19 protein-coding genes are annotated in these 18,392 nt (G+C 61.2%); 9 read left to right on the top strand and 10 right to left on the bottom strand.

Annotated features, from left to right (window positions below):
- Positions 1 to 43: 43 nt before the first annotated feature.
- From RAK1035_RS02875 to RAK1035_RS02860, 4 genes are read left to right on the top strand one after another with little or no spacing between them, the layout of a single operon-like run.
- Positions 44 to 1,120, top strand: a complete 1,077-nt coding sequence (locus RAK1035_RS02875) for an ABC transporter ATP-binding protein (protein ID WP_008279407.1) — start codon at positions 44 to 46, stop codon at positions 1,118 to 1,120.
- Positions 1,113 to 2,141 (top strand): ABC transporter permease, encoded by a 1,029-nt coding sequence (locus tag RAK1035_RS02870; protein WP_008279406.1) that lies wholly within the window; start codon positions 1,113 to 1,115, stop codon positions 2,139 to 2,141. Before RAK1035_RS02875 ends, RAK1035_RS02870 begins: the two co-directional genes overlap by 8 nt.
- Positions 2,138 to 2,944: an ABC transporter permease gene (locus RAK1035_RS02865; RefSeq protein WP_008279405.1), complete on the top strand. Its 807-nt coding sequence runs from the start codon at positions 2,138 to 2,140 to the stop codon at positions 2,942 to 2,944. The genes RAK1035_RS02870 and RAK1035_RS02865 overlap by 4 nt, the downstream gene beginning before the upstream one ends.
- On the top strand, positions 2,941 to 3,864 hold the full coding sequence (locus RAK1035_RS02860) for a PHP domain-containing protein (RefSeq protein ID WP_008279404.1): 924 nt from the start codon (positions 2,941 to 2,943) through the stop codon (positions 3,862 to 3,864). The genes RAK1035_RS02865 and RAK1035_RS02860 overlap by 4 nt, the downstream gene beginning before the upstream one ends.
- A gap of 7 nt (positions 3,865 to 3,871) precedes the next feature.
- Here RAK1035_RS02860 and RAK1035_RS02855 read toward each other — a convergent pair whose 3' ends face one another.
- Complete coding sequence (locus RAK1035_RS02855) at positions 3,872 to 5,485, bottom strand: GMC family oxidoreductase (RefSeq protein ID WP_008279403.1); 1,614 nt, start codon at positions 5,483 to 5,485, stop codon at positions 3,872 to 3,874.
- Between the two features lie 114 nt (positions 5,486 to 5,599).
- On the opposite strand from RAK1035_RS02855, the gene RAK1035_RS02850 reads away from it, so the two are divergent.
- From RAK1035_RS02850 to RAK1035_RS02835, 4 genes are all read left to right on the top strand, one after another.
- Positions 5,600 to 6,835: a TRAP transporter substrate-binding protein gene (locus RAK1035_RS02850; RefSeq protein ID WP_037296743.1), complete on the top strand. Its 1,236-nt coding sequence runs from the start codon at positions 5,600 to 5,602 to the stop codon at positions 6,833 to 6,835.
- Positions 6,836 to 6,937: 102 nt separating this feature from the next.
- Entirely contained in the window at positions 6,938 to 7,606 is a 669-nt protein-coding gene (locus RAK1035_RS02845) for a TRAP transporter small permease (RefSeq protein WP_008279401.1), read from the top strand.
- Between the two features lies 1 nt (position 7,607).
- A complete protein-coding gene (locus RAK1035_RS02840) occupies positions 7,608 to 8,966 on the top strand; it encodes a TRAP transporter large permease (protein WP_008279400.1) in 1,359 nt (452 codons plus the stop codon).
- A gap of 13 nt (positions 8,967 to 8,979) precedes the next feature.
- Positions 8,980 to 9,744 (top strand): IclR family transcriptional regulator, encoded by a 765-nt coding sequence (locus RAK1035_RS02835; protein WP_008279399.1) that lies wholly within the window; start codon positions 8,980 to 8,982, stop codon positions 9,742 to 9,744.
- A gap of 7 nt (positions 9,745 to 9,751) precedes the next feature.
- Here the strand turns inward: RAK1035_RS02835 and hemF are convergent, their stop codons facing one another.
- The 9 genes from hemF to RAK1035_RS02790 form a co-directional block, all read right to left on the bottom strand.
- Positions 9,752 to 10,642 (bottom strand): oxygen-dependent coproporphyrinogen oxidase, encoded by an 891-nt coding sequence (hemF, locus tag RAK1035_RS02830; RefSeq protein WP_008279398.1) that lies wholly within the window; start codon positions 10,640 to 10,642, stop codon positions 9,752 to 9,754.
- A gap of 28 nt (positions 10,643 to 10,670) precedes the next feature.
- Complete coding sequence (locus RAK1035_RS02825; protein ID WP_008279397.1) at positions 10,671 to 11,471, bottom strand: SDR family NAD(P)-dependent oxidoreductase; 801 nt, start codon at positions 11,469 to 11,471, stop codon at positions 10,671 to 10,673.
- Positions 11,472 to 11,510: 39 nt separating this feature from the next.
- On the bottom strand, positions 11,511 to 12,503 hold the full coding sequence (locus RAK1035_RS02820; RefSeq protein WP_008279396.1) for a class I SAM-dependent methyltransferase: 993 nt from the start codon (positions 12,501 to 12,503) through the stop codon (positions 11,511 to 11,513).
- Position 12,504: 1 nt separating this feature from the next.
- Positions 12,505 to 12,822 carry an ATP-dependent Clp protease adapter ClpS gene (gene clpS, locus RAK1035_RS02815; RefSeq protein ID WP_232279150.1) on the bottom strand — a complete coding sequence of 106 codons (318 nt, stop codon included), beginning with the start codon at positions 12,820 to 12,822 and terminating at the stop codon, positions 12,505 to 12,507.
- Between the two features lie 124 nt (positions 12,823 to 12,946).
- Entirely contained in the window at positions 12,947 to 13,621 is a 675-nt protein-coding gene (locus RAK1035_RS02810; RefSeq protein WP_008279394.1) for an SOS response-associated peptidase, read from the bottom strand.
- Between the two features lie 12 nt (positions 13,622 to 13,633).
- Positions 13,634 to 14,296 (bottom strand): nitrile hydratase subunit alpha, encoded by a 663-nt coding sequence (gene nthA / locus RAK1035_RS02805; protein WP_037296738.1) that lies wholly within the window; start codon positions 14,294 to 14,296, stop codon positions 13,634 to 13,636.
- Entirely contained in the window at positions 14,286 to 14,564 is a 279-nt protein-coding gene (locus tag RAK1035_RS02800; RefSeq protein ID WP_008279392.1) for an SH3-like domain-containing protein, read from the bottom strand. Before RAK1035_RS02800 ends, nthA begins: the two co-directional genes overlap by 11 nt.
- A complete protein-coding gene (locus RAK1035_RS02795; RefSeq protein WP_037296735.1) occupies positions 14,557 to 14,895 on the bottom strand; it encodes an SH3-like domain-containing protein in 339 nt (112 codons plus the stop codon). The genes RAK1035_RS02800 and RAK1035_RS02795 overlap by 8 nt, the downstream gene beginning before the upstream one ends.
- 40 nt (positions 14,896 to 14,935) lie before the next feature.
- Entirely contained in the window at positions 14,936 to 16,000 is a 1,065-nt protein-coding gene (locus RAK1035_RS02790) for a flagellar motor switch protein FliG (protein ID WP_008279390.1), read from the bottom strand.
- A gap of 125 nt (positions 16,001 to 16,125) precedes the next feature.
- Here RAK1035_RS02790 and rnr point away from each other — a divergent pair, with 125 nt between their 5' ends.
- Positions 16,126 to 18,381 carry a ribonuclease R gene (gene rnr / locus RAK1035_RS02785; RefSeq protein ID WP_008279389.1) on the top strand — a complete coding sequence of 752 codons (2,256 nt, stop codon included), beginning with the start codon at positions 16,126 to 16,128 and terminating at the stop codon, positions 18,379 to 18,381.
- Positions 18,382 to 18,392 lie beyond the last annotated feature (11 nt).

Raw genomic sequence — 18,392 nt, 5'->3', positions numbered from 1 at the left:
CCCGTTTCATGGAACGACCCCAATGACAGTTTCCGCTCGCGGTATGGAAATCACCCTCTGCTCAGCCGCCGTGCGCTTTGGCGACTTTCAGGCCCTGCACCCTACGGACCTGACCATTCGCGCGGGCGAGTTTTTCTCGATCCTTGGCCCCTCGGGCTGTGGCAAAACCACGATTCTGCGCCTTGTCTCGGGGTTTTTGGACCCTTCAGAGGGCAGCATATTGATCGGTGGCCGGTCGATGGCGGGCATTGCGCCCTCGGACCGTCCAACTGCGCTGATCTTTCAGAATCTCGCGCTCTTTCCCCTGATGCCAGTGTGGGAGAATGTCGCCTTTGGCCTAGAGATGCGCGGCTGGAGCAAGGCCAAACGCCGCACGCGGGCGCTTGAACTGCTCACGATGGTCGCCCTTGGCGAACAGGCCGACAAGCTGCCTTCGGAATTGTCGGGCGGGCAACGTCAGCGGGTGGCGATTGCCCGTGCTCTGGCCGTTGAACCGGCGGTTCTGCTGTTGGACGAACCGCTCTCGGCGTTGGATCTCAAGCTGCGGCAGCACATGCGCGCCGAACTCAAGCAGTTACAGCGCGAGACTGGCATCACCTTTGTCTATATCACCCATGATCAGGGCGAGGCGCTGACCATGTCCGACCGGGTGGCCGTCATGAACGCCGGACGGCTGGTGCAATTGGGCACGGCGGACGACCTTTACGACCGCCCCACTGATGCCTTTGTTGCAACCTTTGTCGGCGAAACCAACCGTTTGACCGGGCGCATCGAGGCGGAAGACGGGCAAAGCGCCCGCATCGCCACACCCGAGGGGGCCTTTGTCGCGCTCAATCCGGCGGGTTTGGGTGTTGGCGCACAAGCGTTTCTCTTTTTGCGGCCCGAGCGGTTGCATGTGCTGACCGAAGGCGAGAGCCGCGCCAACATGCTGGCCGGTGGCCTCATACGTCGCGATATGGAGGGGGCATTCTCGACGCTTGTCATTGACACCGGCCAAAGCCATTTGACCGTGCACCGCGTGAATGGCGGGGGCATCCCCCTTGCGGAGGGCCCGTTGCGCCTTGGGTTCTCGCAAGAGGCTGGGGTGATCCTGCCTTTGGGCGAAACCGGCCATGACTGAGTTGCGCCGCGCCTTTGGGGCACCCTTGTCGGCACTGATCGTGTTTCTGGTGGGGGTCTGGATTCTGGGCCTGATTGCCGCGCCACAGATCATCATGATCGAGCAGTCGTTCTGGACCATGCAGCGCCCCGACGGCGCCGCCGAACTGTCGGTCAAAATCGACGGGCTCTACAATCGTCTCGATGTTCTCGCGCTGGACCATCAGGCCGCCGCAGACGCCACAGCCCGCGCCGCTATCGACACCGAGCGCGACACGGTTCGGGCCGAGATTGCCACGCTCGAAGCCCGGGAAACCACGCCTGTCAAAACCTGGACGCTGTCCAATTACGGGCAGATGGGGCAGGCGCATCTTGCAATCTTTGCCAAGACGATCCTTGCCTCGCTTGCGGTGACGGCCATCGCCTTTGTCGTCTGCTATCCCATCGCCTTTGCCATCGCCAAGCTAGAGCCGCCGCGCCGGGCCGCGATGATTATGATGGCGCTGATCGTGCCCTATGCCCTTAACGAACTGCTGCGGGTCTTTGCCTGGCAGATGATCCTGAACTACGGTGGGCCGATCAATGCGGCCCTCGGGCTGGTGGGGATTGGCCCGGTGCCCTTTCTAGAAAGTGGGTCTGGCGTCTTTATAGCCATGGTCTATGCCTATATCCTGTTCATGGTTTTTCCGCTCTACAACGTGCTGGAAACGCTCGATACCCATCAGATCGAGGCGGCGCGGGATCTGGGGGCCGGAACCCTTCAAATCCACCGCCGCGTGGTGCTGCCGCATGCCCGCCCCGGGATTGCAGTAGGCTGTATCATGACATTCATGCTGTCGGCGGGGTCTTATGCGGTGCCTTATATCATGACGCGCGGCACCGCTGATCCGTGGTTCACGCAACTGGTCTACAACCGCTTTTTTCAGGCGACCAACTGGAACGTGGGGGCCGCCTATGCGCTTAGCCTGCTGGTCGTCTGCACCGGGTTCATTTTCCTGATGATGCGGCTGCTCAAGGTTCGGCTCAAGGATATTGCGAAATGAGAGGGCAGGGCAGCGGTGTTATCCTCCGCCTCTATATGGGGCTGTTCTTTGTCTATATGTTCCTGCCGCTCGGGATCATGGTTGCAGCGGGATTTAATGCCTATTCGCCGCCGTCTGTCACGGTCTGGCAGGGATTTACGCTAGGCTGGTTTGGCGAACTTTGGGTGGATGCGCGAATGTGGTCGGGCCTGCGCAACTCGCTGATCATTGCGGGGGCCGTGATCGCGCTCGCTCTGCCGATGGGGTTGTCGGGGGCCCTTTTGCTGGGGCGGTTGGGCACCCGGGCGGCTGGGGTGCTCTATACGTTGATGGTATCGCCGCTTTTGACGCCCGGACTCATCTTGGGCATCTCAACCGTAATTTTCTGGCGCAATTTTGAGGTGGCGGGGGGGCTGTTCACTGCGATTCTTGCGCAGACCACCTTTGTTTCCTCTTACGCGATGCTGATGTTCATGGCGCGGTTGCAGCGACAGGATGCAGCGCTGGAAGAGGCGGCGCGTGACCTTGGTGCCACGCCTTTGCAGGCGTTTCGCCGGATCACCCTGCCGTTCCTGCGCCCCACCATCGCCACGGCCGCTGTCATCGCCTTCTTGCAGAGCTTTGAGAATTACAACACCACTATGTTTGCCATCGGCGGTCAGCATACGCTGGTAACGGAAATCGGATCCCGTATGCGTTTTGGTCTTTCGCCGGTGGTCAATGTCATCGGAATTCTCTTTATCCTTGCAACGATCACCTGCGCGGTGATCTGGGCCATCCTCAAAGAGCGCGAGCGCCGCGCCGCAAACGGAGCATCGGCATGATCGACACATTCTCGGCCCCCGGACGGTTCTGGCGCGGCAATCTGCACACCCATTCAACCCGCTCAGATGGGGTGTTGCCCCCAGAGGAGGTCTGCCGCCGCTATGCCGCCGAGGGCTATGATTTCATGGCGCTGACCGATCATTTTGTCGGGCGCTACGGCTATCCGATCACCGATACCCGCGCCTATCGCAGCAATCGCTTTACCACCCTGCTTGGGGCCGAGTTGCATTCTGGCGCTTTGGTCAATGGAGAGGTGTGGCATATTCTGGCCGTGGGTCTGCCGGATGATTTCGCCCCCTCCCATTCCCCCGAGTTCAAACCGGTTGCCAATCAGGAAACCGGACCCGAGATTGCGGCGCGGGCCATCGCCGCCGGGGCCTTTGTCGCCGTGGCACATCCACAATGGTCAGGGCTGACACTCGCCGATGCGCGCAGTCTTACGGCGGCGCATGCGGTCGAGATTTACAACCATGGATGTCATATGGGCTGTGACCGGGGAGACGGATTTGGGATTGCCGACCTCTTGCTGAGCGAGGGGCGGCGTCTGAGCTTGATTGCCACAGATGACGCGCATTTCTCGGAACCAGATCATTTCGGTGGCTGGGTCATGGTCAAGGCAGAGGAAAACAGCCCCGAGGCTCTGCTTGCCGCACTCAAGGCGGGGCTGTTTTATTCCAGCCAAGGTCCTGAAATTCGCGCGCTGCATCTGGAAGACGGGGCGGTCGAGGTTGAATGCTCTGCTGCGTCTGCGGTGATCGTGCTGGGCCACGGATCAGCCGGGGTGGCGGTGCATGGCCATTCCATGACCCGCGCGCGCGTTACCCTTGACCCCCGCTGCGTCGCCTCACCTTGGCTGCGGGTCACTGTGGTGGACGCGGCAGGCAAGCGCGCATGGTCCAACCCGATCTGGAAGGGCTGAGTAGGACTCAGCCCGCCGCGAGATCCGCAAGGATCATGTCCGAGGCTTTCTCGCCGATCATGATCGCGGGGGCGTTGGTGTTACCTGACACGATCTCGGGCATGATCGAACAATCCGCCACGCGCAGCCCGTCGATGCCATGCACCCGGAGCCGGGCATCGACGACGGTATCTGGCCCCTGTCCCATCTTGCAGGTGCCTGTCGGGTGATAGATCGTTGTCGAATAGCGCCGCGCCCAGTCGAGCGTGCCTTCGTAATCGTCCAGATCCAGCGTGCGGTCTGGGCGAAATTCTTCTGAGATCTTGGAGGTCAGCGGCGCGCAGCGCGCAATGCGACGGGCAATCCTTATTCCTTCGACGATGGTCCTGCAGTCGGTCTCGGTCGAGAGGTAATTTGGAATGATCTTGGGATACTTCCGCGGGTCCGATGAGGCGAGGCGGATTTCCCCGCGGCTTTCGGGCCGCAATTGACAGACCGACATGGTAAAGGCCGAAAAGCGATGCACCCCTTCGCCGGGGCTGTCGGCGGACCATGGCTGGACGTGAAACTGAATGTCTGGTGTCTCGACATGGTCGCCCGTACGCATAAAGCCCGTGGCAAGACTTGCGGCCATGGCCATGGGGCCCGAGCGAAAAAGAGCATACTTCAGGGCGATCCGCGCCTGATTGGACAGGCTGCGCACCTCGTCATTCAACGTGGCATCATGGCACTTGAACACCAGACGCGCTTGCAGATGGTCCTGCATGTTGCGGCCCACGGCGCGCAGATTCTGGCGCACCTCGATGCCGTGATCCTGCAAATGCGCCGCCTCTCCGATGCCCGAGAGCATCAAGAGTTGCGGCGAACCAATCGCGCCTGAGGATAGGATGACCTCGCGTCCGGCCTTGACCACCTGATCCAACCCCGCCCGGTCACGGTAGGCCACGCCAACAGCACGTCGCCCCTCCAGCATGATACGGCTGGCTTGCGCATGGGTGATGATGGTCAGGTTCGGTCTTTTGCGCGCCGGGTTGAGGAATGCCACGGCAGCAGAACACCGCCTGCCATTGCGCGTTGTCAGTTGGAAATATCCCACGCCTTCTTGGGTGGCCCCATTGTAATCGGGGTTGAATGGATAGCCCGCCTCTTGTGCCGCCGCGACCCAGGCATCGCAGATGGGCCTTTGCAGGCGCATGTTCGACACCCAAAGCGTGCCCTGATCGCCGTGATACTCATCGGCACCGCGTTCCTGTCGCTCGGAGCGCTTGAAGAGCGGCAGCACATCGTCCCATCCCCAGCCGGGATTGCCCATTTGCGCCCAACGGTCGTAATCCTGCGGCTGTCCGCGCACATAAAGCAAACCGTTGAGCGAGGATGAGCCCCCTAAAACTTTGCCACGTGGCCAGTCTAGTGCGCGGCCATTGAGCCCCGGATCTGGCTCCGTGCGATAGCACCAGTCCACCGCAGGGTTATGCATCGTTTTGAAATACCCAACCGGAATGTGAATCCACGGGTTCCAATCGCGCCCACCCGCCTCAAGCAGAATAACCGTGTTCCGAGGATCTGCAGAGAGGCGATTCGCCAGAACACATCCGGCAGAACCCGCGCCGACGATCACGTAGTCCGCTGAAATCTCCGACATTCCGGGCCTCCTTGCTCAATCTTGGCGCAAGGAAAAAATCTCCTTGCCAGATCAAGGATAATTCGATCATTATTGAGACTGCAAGTATCAAAATTGCAAAATAGGGAGGAGACCATGAAAGTATCGAAAGCCCTGAGCGGAATTTCCCGCAGGGACCTGTTCCGTCTGTCAGGTCAGTTTGGCCTATCATCCGTTGTGTTGGGGGCCGGGGCGCTGACGGGGGCGGTCTCGCTTTCGTCGGTGGCGCGGGCCGCCGAGAGCACCTATGAAAAACGCTTTGGCAAAGAGCCGAAACATACGCTGAAACTGGGGGCTTCGGGGTTTAACGCGCGCAACCTGCTGATCGAGCGCGCCGGCGTTCTGGAATTCGCCCGCGATCTGGAAGAACGCACTGACGGCGAAATCCGTGTAGAGTTCATCGGCGACAACCAGATCTGTGGCCAGCTCAACTGCGTGGAAAAAACCCAGACCGGCGTGGTGGATATGTATGCCGCCTCGACGCAGAACTCGGCCGGGGGCGCGCCCTATCTCAACGTGCTCGACTATGCCTATATGTTCCCGAGCCGCGCCGCGCAGTATCATTTCCTCTATAGCCCCGCTTCGCAAAAGATTTTGCGTGAACCACTAGAAAGTCGGCATGGGCTGAAGTTTCTGTTCTCGCATTGCGAATTGCGCGGCCTCCAGATGGGTCAGTCCTTTGCTGACAAACCCACCGTCACCAAGCTGGAAGAGCTGTTTGGCACCAAGAACCGCGTGACTGGCACACAGTTGGGCCGTATCGCCATGCAGTTGCTCAACCTCAACCCGGTGCCGGTGGCTTGGGAAGAAACACTGGACGGACTCAAGCAGGGCCTCATTGACGGCGCGGAAACCTGGGCCTCTGCTGTGGCCTATGCCAACATGGCCCCCGTTGTCAGCCAATCGGTTGACCTGCGGTTCTTCTGTGGCACGGAACATACCTCCATGTCGGTCAAGGTGTTTGACGCGATGGAGCCGCATTTGCAGGATGCCATCATGGAATCCGCCTATCTGGCGCAGGTTCATGTGCAGGCGGCCAATGAGGCGGCGCTGGTCAAGACCGTTGGCTTCTCTGACCCGCAACTGCCCGGCACCATCTTTGCCCAGAACAATGTGCGCCCGGCGTTTCTGGCGGACGATCAGATCAAGATGGCCGAAGAAATGTGCTCGCCCGAGTTCAATCCAGAGCCATGGGCGCAGTGGCGTGAGCGTCTCAATGGCTGGGCTGGTGGCATCGACACCTATCAAGAAATCTACAACGTGGCCCGCGAGATTCCTGTGGATACCTTGCCCGAGAATGTCGAGCCGCGCCGCTGGTGGCGGTCAGCCTGACGCGATAGGCTCTGATCGGGTCGCGCCATCCGCGCGGCCCGTTACCCCAAGCCGCCGAGACGTGCGGCGAATACATACGGCAACCCAAAGGGAGGAACGGGCATGACCGGCTGGTTTCAGGGCACAGGCGATATCATGAGTGCCCTCATGGCAGGCGATTCCTGGATGTTGAGTCAGGCGATGAACGAACCGGCGGCTTGGCCGCTTGGGCTGGCGGCGATGCTGGCGCTGGCCTTGTTGATTCTGGTGTTCTATCGCTTCAGCCCTTGGTCAGAGCGTAATCTGGAAAAGACGATCATGGTCGTGTCTTATTTGGCCATTGGCGGGATCATCTTTGTCGAGGTGTTTCGCCGTTTCGTCTTGTCACAACAGGTCCCATGGTCGACCACCCTGCCGCCCTTTCTTTTTCTGATCATGACGTATTTCGGGTGCAGCTATAACGTCAAGCTGCGCACGCATCTGGCCTTTGCCGAATTCCGCAACGCGATGTCGCGCACGGGACAAATGGCCTGCCTCATGCTGGATGCATTGCTCTGGACCGGGTTTTCCTGGGTCGTGGTCGTTACCTCGACCAAGGTGGCGATCAATTCGGCAGCGAATTTCCAAATCATGCTGGGCACCGACAATGTCATGCAATGGTGGTTCCTTTTGTCCGTGCCTTTGGCCTTTACCACGCTGGTGGCGCGGGTGATCGAGAATGTCCTGACCGATATTGCCAATTTCCGTAGTGGTGAGACCTTGATCACCCAAGCTGTGATCGGAGGCGACTGATATGAGCGACCCAACCCTCATCACCGCCATTTCCATTGGGGTGACGTTCCTTTTCATGCTGGGTGTGCCGGTGTTTCTGGTCATCGGTTACTGGGTGATCGGTGTGTCATTTGTCCTTGGTATGCCGCTCCAGAATATTGGGGGCGCATTGGGCGATGTGTTCACGGACGGCTTTGCGCTTTTGGCGATGCCGCTGTTCATCCTGACGGGAGACTTGATCAACCGCTCAGGCATTGCGCGGCGCCTGAGTGATTTTGCCTATGCCTGCCTAGGGTGGATACGCGGCGGATTGGCTATGGCGGCGCTTGGCGCTTGTGGGCTCTTTGCCGCAATCTCGGGCTCTAACTCGGCCACGACCGCGACCATCGGCTCGATGCTGCATCCCGAGATGATCAAGGGCGGGTATGATGCGCGCTTTTCGGCGGCGACGGCGGCGGCGGGGGGGACTGTCGGCATCATCATCCCACCGTCGATCATTTTCATCGTTTACGGCTTTCTGCTCAACCTGCCGATTTCGGAACTGTTCGTTGCGGGGATCATTCCCGGCGCACTGATGGTTTTGGCGATGATGTTCGCCGCCTTTCTGATCTGCTGGCGTAATGGCTGGGGGTTCCTCATTCCCCTCAGCCCCCTGCGCGTTTTCAAAACCGCCATTGGCGCATGGCTTGGGTTCTTTGCCATCGGCCTTGTTCTTTGGGGCATCTACACCGGCAAATTCTCTCCGACAGAGGCGGCGGGCGTGACCGTGGGCTTTTGCGTGATCGTGGGCTTTATCAGCCTGCCGCTTTACAAGCTGATGGGCGGTGCCAAAGGGCGTGACGTGAGCGAAAAGAAAATCTCGGAGATGCTGGTCGTCGAAGGGTTCAGCCCGTTGGAATTGCCTTCTATCACCATGCGCTCGGCGCAAATCACCGGTATTCTTGCCCCTCTCATCGCGGTTTCAGTCGTGATGCAACAGATCCTGTCGGTTCTGGGGGCACAGGAAGTCATTGGTAATTTCGTGACCTCGATGGGCGGGTATTATGCGGTGCTCTTTACCGCGATGGCGATTGTGTTTGTCTGTGGCATGGTGCTGGAAAGCCTGCCTGTGACGATCATTCTGGCCCCTATTCTGGCCCCTATCGCCCATTCCGTCGGGGTTGAGCCGGTGCAGTTTGCGGTGATCTTCCTTGTCGGGGCCTCTATCGGCTTTGTCACGCCGCCCTATGGGCTGAACCTCTATGTCGCCTCTGGGGTGACGGGCGTTCCCTATTTCAAGCTCTTGCGCTACATCGTGCCTTATCTTGTGGCGCTGTTGTCGGTTTGGGTGCTTGTGGCTCTGGTACCTTCCCTATCCACAGCGCTGCTTCCGCAACGGTGAGAAAGGTCAGGACATGGATTGTGACGACGCAGGGACCATTCCCACCAATCTGAGGCTCCTGCTTGTGCTCGAGGAGATCGCGCGCGTGGGCGTGCCCGTCACGCCCACCGAGATCAACGCAGCGCTTGGCCTGCCCAAGCCGACGATCCACCGCCTTTTCGCTACACTCGAAGAGGAAGGGTTTCTGCAACGCGACATGGATGGGCGGACTTATTCCCCGGGTCCGCGCCTGCGCAGCATGGCCGGGGGTATCCTGTCGTCGCTGCGCATCCGCACAGCGCGGCAGGCAATCCTTAAGCGGTTGAGCGGCGAAATAGGCGAGACCTGCAACATCGCCTTACCGGACCGCGATGCCATGATCTATCTAGAGCGCGTTGAGACACAATGGCCGCTCCGGATACAATTGCCGATCGGCACGCGTGTGCCGTTTTATTGCACGGCCAGTGGCAAGATGTATCTGAGCACTTTGGCGCGCAGCCACCTGGTGCGCTATCTCTCTGCGACAGATATTGTTGCCCGCACCGCCAACACCCTGACCGACCCCGATGCCCTTTTGGCCGAGATCCAGCGTGTGCGCGAGCAAGGCTACTCGCTCGACCGCGAAGAGTTCATGGAGGATATGATCGCTCTGGCTGTGCCGATCCTTGATGTCAACGACCGGCTGATGGCAACACTGGCCTTTCACGCGCCGACGCAGCGGTTCAGCATCGAGCGGGCGATGGAGTATCTAGAACCGATGCGACACGCGGCGGCGGATTTGTCAAAGCTCGTCGCCTAGGACGCGCTTAGGTCCATTTCGCCAGAGGTGGCAGGCTCATAAGCACCGCGTTGGCGTCATGGCCTGTGGCCAGTCCGAATTTCGTGCCTCGGTCATATACGAGGTTGTATTCGGCATAGAGGCCACGATGCACAAGCTGCGTGTCCTTGTCCGCATCCGACCAAGGCTGCACCCGGCGTTTTTCCACCAAAGGAACATAAGCAGGCAGAAAGGCGCGGCCAATATCCTGTGTCAGCGCAAAATCGGCCTCCCAATCGCCAGTGTTGCGGTCATCCATGAAAATACCGCCCACGCCGCGCGCCCGATTGCGGTGCGGAACAAAGAAATACTCATCCGCCCAAGCCTTGAGTTTCGGATAGAGGTCGGCCCCGTGCGGATCTAGATGCGCCCGTTGCTGGCCATGGAAATGGGCCGTGTCCTCGGGATACTCGATACAGGGATTGAGATCCGATCCGCCACCGAACCACCACGCATGCGGGGTCCAGAACATGCGGGTGTTCATATGGACCGCCGGGCAATGCGGGTTCTGCATATGCGCCACAAGGCTGATCCCAGAGGCCCAGAACCGTGGGTCGCTGTCCATGCCGGGCACACCGCGCGCCGCCATGGCGCGCTGTGCGGCCTCTCCCAAGGTGCCATAGACCTCTGACACATTGACGCCGACCTTTTCAAAGACCCGCCCGCCACGCATCACGCTCATCAGCCCGCCCCCGGCGTCCGATCCGTCGTCACTATGGCGGCTGGTGTCGCTTACCTCAAACCGCGCGGGCGCGGCGTCTGACAGAGGCCCGGTGGCGTGGTTGTCCTCCAACCCCTCAAACGCGGTAACGATATCGTCGCGCAACTGGCGAAACCATGCGGCGGCACGTGATTTTTGCTGGGTAAATTCGTCGGTCATGCGTCTGGTCCTCGGGCGATGTTGCCTATTAGTGCGCCGGGGCTGCGCAGGGGTCAAGCAGGGTCCGCCCTCCGTCCACCGTCATGATCTGTCCGGTCATAAAGGCTGATCCATCACAGGCCAGATAATGCACCGCTTCTGCCAGTTCCGCCGCCGAGGCAATCCGCCCAAGGGGCGTGTGGCATTCGATATCGGCGCGGTAATCGCTGTGTTCCCGTAGCGTTTCCTTGAGCGACGCGCTCATGACCGAGCCAAAGGCCAGGGCGTTGACCCGGATACGGTGCGGTGCCAGGGCAAGCGCCAGGCTGCGTGTCATCTGATCCAGTGCCGCCGAGGCCACCGAATAGGCCAAGAGATCCGGATGGGTGCAGCGCGCGGCAATCGAGGACAGGTTGACGATGGTGCCCGCGCTGCCTTCGGTCTGGCCTTCGGATTGCTTGATCATCCGGCGCGCGACCTGTTGGCTCATGCGCAGTGCGGTCAACAGGTTCTGCTCCAATAGCATCTCAACCGCGTCATCATCGGGGTTGAGCGCATCCGAGGGCACAATCTGGCGGCAGGCATTGACGAGGATATCCACCTGTTCAAAGGCGTCGATCGTGGCCGACAGCAGATTGGCCTGCGTCAGTTTTTGCCGCAGGTCGCCCGCGAAATAGCGGATGTTGCTGCTGTCGTCATTCTCGCCCAATTCCTTGATCAGGCGCGCTTCATCCATGTCGGCAAAGACAACATTGGCGCCCTTGTCCGCGAAATGACGCCCGATAGCGAGGCCGATACCATTGGCACCTCCGGTGATAATGGCGGTTTTTCCGGTGATCGAGAAGGACATATCGGACCTTTCAAGCTGGGTCTGGCGCGTATGGGGGCACTAGCGGCTCTGGCGCACAGGACGGCTGGCGTGGAGGATCTTGAAGCGGGTGTCGCCAGCTACCTCACTGACCGAGGTAAAGGACTGTGCCAGCGTGGTCTCATAGGGCAGATGCCGGTTGGCCACCATCCAGAGACTACCCGAGGGTTTGAGCATGCCCGCCGCCGCGCGTATAAAGGCGCGGCCCAGATCGGGATCGGCACTGCGGCTCTCGTGAAAGGGTGGGTTCATGATGACGCTATCGGCACGCGCGTCGGGCTTCCAGACGGTCGCATCGGCCCAATGAAATTGCGCGCGGGCGTCTGTGACATTCTGGCGTGCACAGGCGAGGGCCGCATGATCGGCCTCAACCAGATCAAGACGGGCAATGCCGGCGCGTTCCAGAGCGCGCGCGCTTAGATAGCCCCATCCCGCACCCAGATCGACCACATGCGCGCCAAGCGCTTGCGGCAGGCTATCCGCCAAGAGGCGCGATGCCGGATCAACCGCATCGGCGGAAAAGACCCCCGGTGCCGTGACATATCCACCCGCAATCGGCTGCGCTGTGGTTGCGGCCCAATCGGCAAATTCAGGGCCTGCGGCAAAGCTAAAGATCTTGCCGTGTGCCTTGGACAACGGCGCGCTGACCGCGACGCGGCGGCGGCAGTCGCGCAGCACCGATTCGATGCCATCGGTCTTGAGGCCATCGACGATGATCAGGCCATCGGTGACGGTGGCGGCCTCTGCCAATGCGGCGCGTGCCCGTGCTTTGGCGCGGGGCAGACAGAGGATTGCAGCCCCATACCGCCCCTCGGGGGCTATGGCGCAGTCATATCCCAAACCGGCAAAGTAATCATAATCGGGCTTGAGTGGCGTGATCACCTGCACGCGGTCCATGGGCAAGGCCGAGAGATCAGCCCCGACGCGCGGGGTGAATACGGCAATGCGTCCAGCCTCGGGCAGGGTCGCAACCCCGTCGGCGAGGGCAAGTGTCAGGCGGGTGGCGATGGCCAAGTTATTCTTTTTCCATGGTGCATTGCAGCGGATGTTGGTGACGGCGGGCAAAATCCATCACCTGCGCCACCTTGGTTTCGGCGATTTCGTGGCTGAAGACACCCACGACCGCCAGCCCCTTTTTGTGCACGGTCAACATGATTTCAAAGGCCTGCGCGTGCGACATGCCGAAAAACCGTTCAAGCACGGCCACCACGAATTCCATCGGCGTGTAATCGTCATTCAGCAGCAGAACCTTGTAGAGCGGCGGGCGCTTGGTCTTGGGCCGTGTGGCAACGACCACCGCAGGATCGCCCGCGTCCTCCTTGGGCCCGGTCATTGTAATCGGATGCTGGATCATTTCAGTCGCACTATCGGATTATTGCCATGTGACAGGGTCTGTTTCATGACGTCTATATATCGTTTGACCGGGGTTAGAAAAGGGTCCCCGTGAAAGAAGGGGTTCAAGCCGTCGTGTGTGGGATCGGCACGATCAGGTCTGCCCCCTGCGCGCGGTTGGAATTGACCGTTGGGGCGACGCGCCACATCTCTAGTGTGTCCTCGGGCGCGGGGCGCATCAGCCGCGCCGCGCCATGCCCCGCCTCGCCCAACCAGAGCGGCCAGTCCTGCGGTTCAAGGATCACCGGCATCCGGTGATGCACTTGCGCCATGCCGTCATTCGCGGCGCAGGTGACAATCGCGCAGGTGTCGATCCGGGTATTGCCGCGCTCCCAGATTTGCCAGACCCCGGCCATGATAAGCGGCGCAGCATCGCGCCTTTGGATAAACCACGGCAGGCGTGTGTTGCCATCCCGCGTCCATTCGTAAAAGCCTGCGACGGGAATGAGACATCGGCGCGCGCGTGCCGCCTCGCGAAAGGCGGGTTTGTCGGCGATGGTCTCGGCACGGGCGTTGATCAGCAGCGGGCCAGCGATGGGGCTGTCATACCAATTCGGCAAGAACCCCCATCGCAAGGCCGAAAGCCGCCGCGTGCCGCTCTCGCCCAGACGAACAGTCGCGATCCGTGCGGTGGGACAGACATTGTAATCGGGTGGCTCGGGCAGGTCGTTGTCCGGGGCTGCGCCAAAGAGCTGCGCCATGGCGTCATTCGGCAGGGTGATGACAAAGCGTCCGCACATGCCAGCCGCCTCTCAGGGCTGACGGGGCAGGCCCGTACCAATCATCGAATCGCGCGTGACCAAGCTGGCCAATTGCGCCTCGTCCATTGCGTCGGTCCCCTCTGGCCGGGCGGGCAACACGATATAGCGCATATCGGCGGTGCTGTCGTGGACGCGGACGGTGACATCCTCGGGCAGGTCCAGACCGAATTCACGCAGAACCGCGCGCGGTTCGCGCACCGCACGGCTGCGATATTCCCGCGTCTTGTACCAATCGGGCGGCAAGCCCAACAGGTTGCGCGGGTAGCACGAACAGAGCGTGCAGACGATGAGATTATGGGTCTGGACGGTGTTTTCAACCGCGATCAGGTGGAGCGGGCCGATGTTGAACCCCATCTCGCGGCTGGCGGCAGAGGCATTGGCCAAAAGCCGCGCCTTGAAATCGGGATCGACCCAGGCGCGCGCCACTACGGCCGCGCCGTTGGCGGGGCTGCGGGCATCCATCGCCTCAATCTGCGCAGCAATCTCGGCTGGGGTGAGTAGGCCTTTTTCCACGAGCAATTCGCGCACTGCGATTTCCATGCGCTGCCAATAGGTCAGTGGGCCGTCGTTGTCGGCGCGGTAGGGATGGCCAGAGGGGCTCATCCCCTCATGGTGGAAATGGTCGTGATCGTGATCGTGGTGGTCATGGGGCATGGCTATCCACCTGTTCCAGCCAATGCGCGTAGAGTTCGGCATCGAGCGTGTCGTCGGGGTTCTCTGCCGTTTCGCCCCAGATGTCGCGCATGGCAAAACGGACGCGAAAGAGCGGCTTTTCCTCGGCTGTCAGGCCATAGGCCAGTTGCTCGGGGTTGCGAAAGGCCCCCAAGGATCGCTCGATCACGCCCTGCTTGCCGCGCAGATACCACGGGGCGCGCACATGACCCGGCGGCGTCAGCGCCTTGACCCGCACCCGCTCAGCCATCTTGCGCCTCGGCATAGGTAGGACCGCGCGCGGCAACAGCATCCATCCGGGCCGCCAGTTCCTCAAGCGAATAGGCACCGGCCTCGAGCAGGTTCTGGTTCACGGCAGCGATCCAGCGTTCGTAATAGGAATACGTCTCAAACGCGTCTTCGCCCATGTCCTCAAGAGCGCGACGCAGCCCGTCAACGGTAAACAGGCCCTTTTCCCCGCAGAGCACCATCAGCGCATCAATGCGCTTTTCCCAAAGGGCAAAATCATGACCGTCCATCGGCACAGGCCCGGCAGCCTGTCCGCCCATGTCGTGCCAGCGGCGTCCATCCCAATCACTCATGGAATCAAGCCTAGGAGGGCCGGCGCGGCTTGTCCAGTGGTCACGCGCTCTGGTCTTCTTCGGGGGTCACATAGGTGATCTCGCCCGCCGCTTCGAGGGTGCGCACGGCGTTGACCACGGCGGTCATCGCCTCTTCGGCATCGCGCAGGCGTACGCGGCCGCGCTCTTGTATTTCCTCACGCATGGCCTCTGCCATGCGTTTGCCCATATTGCTGAGGATGAACTCGGCCACCGTCACCAGATCGCCCGAGGCTGCCCCCGCAAGCGCCGTGACAAGAACCGCCTGATCCACTTCCCGCGTGATGCGCGGAATATCCGTGGGCTTCACCCGCTCAGGAATATGCACAAAGGTAAAGATCGCGCGCCGCACAAGGTTTGCGAAGTCTTGATCGGCTTCGTCCAATCCTGTCAGCACGTCATCGCGCGTCGCGGCGGGTGAGAAGTTGAGGATTGCGCCCACACGTTCGACCGCCCCTTGGGCAAAGGCGGTTTCGGGGATGTCGTGCAGTTCCGCTGCAAGTGCCAGACCGATCCTGTCAACGGCCTCGGGGCTGACCGCGCCGGTCTGCGATACCGCATAGGTGATCCGCCGCGCCAATTCTCCGGGGAGTTTGCCCAAGAGGTCCGCCGCGCGCGCCACGTCGAGCTTGGACAAGAGCACGGCCGCAATCTCTGTGCTTTCCCGTTCGACAATGGGGATGAGCGCGGCAAGATCGGCGTGTTTCACCTGCTCCCAAGGGTCGCCCTGTTGGCGCACGCCCGCCTCCTTGCGCAGGCGCGCAGCGGTTTGCGGGCTGATCCGGCCATCGAGCGCGCTAAGCGCCCCAGCCACGCCGCGCGGAAAGGTCAGCCCCATCCCCTCCAACTCCTGCGCGAATTCCGCGACCACATCCGCAAGCGTTCCTCGGTCGACATAGCGCATCGACCCCATCTGTGTGGTGAGGCGCGCTTGCAACACGTCCGGCAGGTCCGTCAGCGCGATTTCAGCCCCTTCGTTGATCAGAAACCTGACGATGATCGCCGCCTTTTGCGCGCGGGTCAGATGAGCGGCCACCCCGCCATGGGCGACGGTGCTCAGTCGGGCCAAAGGGGTGGTTGTTTTCATCGTGGGCCTCTCTGCGGGTCTCGTCTGACCTTAGGGGCCGAAGGGTGAAGAATTCTCTAAACCCTGCCCGGTATTTCGGTGGTTTCCCGGATGACGCCGCTCGCGCTTCGTGCTAGGGCCGAGACATGAGCCAGATGCCCAGCAAGGTCGAAATCCTGCAATGGATTTCGGACAACCCGACCCTCACCGCGAAACGCGATATCGCCAAGGCCTTTGGCATCAAGGGGGCTGCGCGGATTGACCTCAAGCGCCTGCTCAAGGAGCTCGAGGACGAAGGCCATCTGGAAAAGCGCAAGAAATCCTATCGTGACCCTGACCGGCTGCCACCCGTAAGCGTGTTGCAGATCACGGGGCAGGCCTCTGACGGAGAGCTGCTTGCGCGGCCCTTGGAATGGACGGGTGAGGGAATAGAGCCTGTCGTGCTTCTTATTCCGCGCGCCTCTGACCCCGCGATGGGGGTAGGCGACCGCATCCTGGCGCGTCTGCAAGAGGTCAAGGGCGAAAGCCATCACTATGAGGCGCGGTTGATTCGCCGTATCGGCACCAACCCGCGAAAAGTGCTGGGAATTTTCCGCAAAGGGGCAGAGGGCGGGCGCATCCTGCCTATCGACAAGGGCGACGGCAAGGAATGGCACGTGGCTGCGGATGCCACAGGCGGCGCCCAGGATGGCGAGCTTGTCGAGGCGGAACAGGCGGGTCCTGCGGGCCGCATGGGCCTGCCGCGCGCGCGGGTGCTCGACCGGTTGGGCGACCCATCGGCACCCAAGGCGGTGTCGCTTATCGCTATCCATCAGCACGGAATCCCCGACAGCTTTCCCGATGCCGTGATTGCAGAGGCGGATGCGATGAAACCTGCGGGCCTCAAGGGCCGTGAGGATATGCGTGACATGCCGCTGATCACGATTGATCCTTGGGATGCGCGCGACCATGACGATGCGGTCTGGGCCCATGCCGATGATGATCCCAAGAACGAAGGGGGGCATGTGATTTGGGTGGCGATTGCCGATGTGGCGCATTACGTGCGCCCCGGCACGGCGCTTGACCACGAGGCGCGCAAGCGCGGCAATTCAAGCTATTTCCCTGATCGCGTTGTGCCGATGCTACCCGACCGCCTATCTGGTGATTTGTGTTCGCTGCATGAGGGTGTGCCACGCGCCTGTATCGCGGTGCGGATGCAGATCACCGCGACCGGTGAAAAGATCGGGCATCGGTTTGTGCGCGGTCTCATGCGCTCTGCCGCGTCGCTGACGTATCAACAGGTTCAGTCGGCGCAGGATGGTGCGCCGGATGACAAATGCGCGCCCCTGATGGACGAGGTGATTACACCGCTCTATGCCGCCTATGCCGCATTAGAGGAGGCGCGGCGTCGTCGTCAGCCGCTCGACCTCGACCTGCCCGAGCGCAAGGTGGTCCTGAGTGACGCGGGCAAGGTTTTGTCGGTGAATTTCACCGAGCGACTGGAGGCCCATAAGCTGATCGAGGAATGCATGGTGTTGGCCAATGTGGCCGCCGCCGAAACGCTGGTGGCGCGCAAATCGGCGCTTTTGTTCCGGGTGCATGAGGGACCAAGCCCCGAAAAACTTGATGCCCTGCGTGAGGTAGCGGCGACGGCGGGGATGGTGCTAGCCAAGGGTCAGGTGTTGAAGACCGCGCATCTTAACGCGCTGCTGCATGCAGCGCGCGATACGGATCATTCCGAGGTGATCAACATGTCCACCCTGCGCGCGATGACGCAGGCCTATTATGCGCCGCAAAACTTCGGGCATTTCGGCCTTGCACTTCAGGCCTATGCGCATTTCACCTCGCCCATTCGGCGCTATTCCGATCTTGTGGTCCATCGGGCGCTGATTTCGGCGCATGGCTGGGGCAAAGATGGTCTGAGCCATGAGGAAGAAGCGCAGCTTGAGGCGACGGCGCAGCATATTTCCGACACCGAGCGCCGCTCGATGATGGCCGAGCGTGACACCAATGATCGCTATCTGGCGGCGTTTCTGTCGGAGCGATTGGGTGAGGAATTCACCGGGCGTATCAGCGGCGTCGTCAAATTCGGCGTGTTCGTGAAACTGGATGAAACCGGGGCGGATGGGTTGATCCCGGTGCGCTCATTGGGCCGGGAATATTTCCACTTCGACCGCGAAGCAAGCACGCTGATGGGGTCCGATACCGGGCTTACGATTGGCTTGGGGCAGCGCGTGACGGTCAAGCTGGCCGAGGCCGCGCCCGTGACGGGTGGCATTGCGCTTGAACTGGTTAGCCTTGATGGCGAGACCCTGCCCAAAGGCCCGCGCGCCACACGCGGCAAGCCGCCCAAACGCAAGCTTGGCAGCGCCAAGCGCAAGGCGACGGTCGAGAGGCGCAAGGCCGAGCGCAAGCGTCGGTAGGTAAAAGATCG

Origin of the sequence: Roseovarius sp. AK1035 (assembly GCF_003288315.1) — a bacterium.
GTDB classification, from domain to species: domain Bacteria; phylum Pseudomonadota; class Alphaproteobacteria; order Rhodobacterales; family Rhodobacteraceae; genus Roseovarius; species Roseovarius mucosus_A.
Note: the sequence above shows the minus strand (reverse complement) of the source record. Positions and strands in the feature narration are given on the sequence as shown.